The sequence below is a fragment of the Ramlibacter sp. genome, from assembly GCF_036383835.1.
GTDB lineage: Bacteria > Pseudomonadota > Gammaproteobacteria > Burkholderiales > Burkholderiaceae_C > Ramlibacter.
The window spans coordinates 1-1,961 of sequence record NZ_DASVNN010000066.1; the positions used below are offsets into that span (position 1 = coordinate 1).

Sequence of the window (1,961 nt, forward strand, 5' to 3'; positions counted from 1 at the left end):
CGTCATCCCCGCGCAGGCGGGGATCCAGGGCTTCCGGGAAAGCGGCGCAATGCGCCGCTTTTTCTTTGGATGCCCTGGGCCCACGCCTGCGCGGGGGTGACGGTATGCTGTCCCGGTGATTCCGCGCCCTTTCAAGATCCCGCTCTCCGTCCTGGTCGTGATCCACACGCCGGCCCTCGACGTGCTGCTGATCAACCGGGCCGATGCACCCGGCACCTGGCAGTCCGTCACCGGCTCCAAGGACCACGAGGACGAGAGCTTCGAGGAGACGGCGATCCGCGAGGTGCACGAGGAGACCGGCATCCACGTCGCCATCGGCACGCTCGCCGACTGGAACCTCGAAAACGTCTACGACATCTATCCGCGCTACCTGCACCGCTACGCGCCGGGCGTCACGCGCAACCGTGAACACGTGTTCGGCCTGTGCGTGCCGGCCGGCACGCCGGTCACCCTGAATCCGCGCGAGCACACGGCCTTCCAGTGGCTGACCTGGCGCAAGGCGGCCGACACCTGTTTCTCGCCTTCCAACGCCGAAGCGATCCTGATGCTGCCAGAATTCAGTCAATGAGCCCCCACGCTCCGCACTTCGTGTCGTCGCTGCCCCCCGAGGGGGCGTCAGCCTCCTTGAGGCGGCTCGGCGGAGGCTGAATGAGTCTGCTGCGCATCGCGACCTACAACATCCACAAGGGCGTGCAGGGCCTGGGCCCGGTGCGGCGGCTGGAGATCCACAATATCGGGCATGCGGTGGAGCAGCTCGATGCCGACGTCGTGTGCCTGCAGGAAGTGCGCAAGCTGCATCGGCGCGAAGAGCGCTACTTCACGCGCTGGCCCGAGCTGCCGCAGGCGGAGTTCCTCTGTCCCGAGGGCTACTACGCGGTGTACCAGACCAATGCGAAGACCAAGCACGGCGAGCACGGCAACGCGCTGCTGTCACGCTGGCCGGTGGTGACGCACGGCCACGAGGACATGTCGGACCACCGCTTCGAGCAGCGGGGCCTGCTGCATGTGGAACTGGAGGTCGGCCGCCGGATGGTGCACGTGATCGTGCTGCACCTGGGCCTCATCGCGGGCAGCCGCGTGCGGCAGGTGGAACAGATGGTGCGCTTCATCGAGCGCGAGATCCCGCGCAAGGCGCCGGTGATCGTCGCCGGGGACTTCAACGACTGGGGCGGCAAGCTGCGTTCCGTGCTGAACGCGCACGGCTTCCAGGACTTCCTCGCCGAAAAGGCCGCCACCTATCCCTCGCGCCTGCCGCTCGCCCAGCTGGACTACGTCTACGCGCGCGGGCTCAAGCCGGTGGGCCTGGAGATCCCGCGCGGCCGCATCTGGTGGCGCATGTCGGACCACCTGCCGCTGATCGCGGAGTTCAAGATTTAACGCCCCCGATGGCGCACCGCATCCCCCCGTTGCGCAGCGGCCACCACCTGCAGCTGCTGGAAGGCGGCGGCGAGCTGTTCCCGGCCCTGGTGGCGGCGATCGACGGGGCGCAGGCCGAGGTGCGGCTCGAGAGCTACATCTTCGATTTCAACGGCAGCAGCGCCGAGGTGGCCTATGCCCTGGAGCGCGCGGCGCGGCGCGGCGTTGCCGTGTACCTCGTGGTCGATGGCGTCGGCACCGGCCAGCTGCCCGGAGCGTGGGAGCTGCGGTTCCAGCTCGCGGGCGTGCAATGGAACGTGTACTCGCCCACCGGCCCGCTGGGCCTGCTGTGGCCGGGGCAGTGGCGGCGCCTGCATCGCAAGCTGTGCGTCGTCGACGGCGCGATCGGCTTCTGCGGCGGGATCAACATCCTCGACGACTATCACGATCCCAACCACGGGCCGCTGCAGGCGCCGCGCCTGGATTTCTCGGTGCGCGTGGCCGGCCCTCTCGTCGAGACCATGCACGGCGCGATGGAACGCCTGTGGCGGCGGATCGTCGCGATGCAGCGCCTGCGCCGCGCGCAGCTCACCGGCTCGCTGACG

At 68.8% G+C, this 1,961-nt stretch carries 3 protein-coding genes; all 3 read left to right on the forward strand.

Going from position 1 to position 1,961, the window contains the following annotated elements:
• Positions 1-115: 115 nt before the first annotated feature.
• Positions 116-568: a dihydroneopterin triphosphate diphosphatase gene (gene nudB / locus VF522_RS10975; protein ID WP_330908299.1), complete on the forward strand. Its 453-nt coding sequence runs from the start codon at positions 116-118 to the stop codon at positions 566-568.
• A gap of 80 nt (positions 569-648) precedes the next feature.
• Positions 649-1,377, forward strand: coding sequence for an endonuclease/exonuclease/phosphatase family protein (locus VF522_RS10980; RefSeq protein ID WP_330908300.1), 729 nt, complete (start codon positions 649-651; stop codon positions 1,375-1,377).
• Between the two features lie 8 nt (positions 1,378-1,385).
• On the forward strand, positions 1,386-1,961 hold a 576-nt coding region (locus VF522_RS10985; RefSeq protein ID WP_330908301.1), incomplete at its 3' end, for a phospholipase D-like domain-containing protein.

Bases quoted from the DNA above. Each gene is read 5' to 3' on its own strand.
- VF522_RS10980 (WP_330908300.1), top strand. From the start codon at position 649: ATGAGTCTGCTGCGCATCGCGACCTACAACATCCACAAGGGCGTGCAG.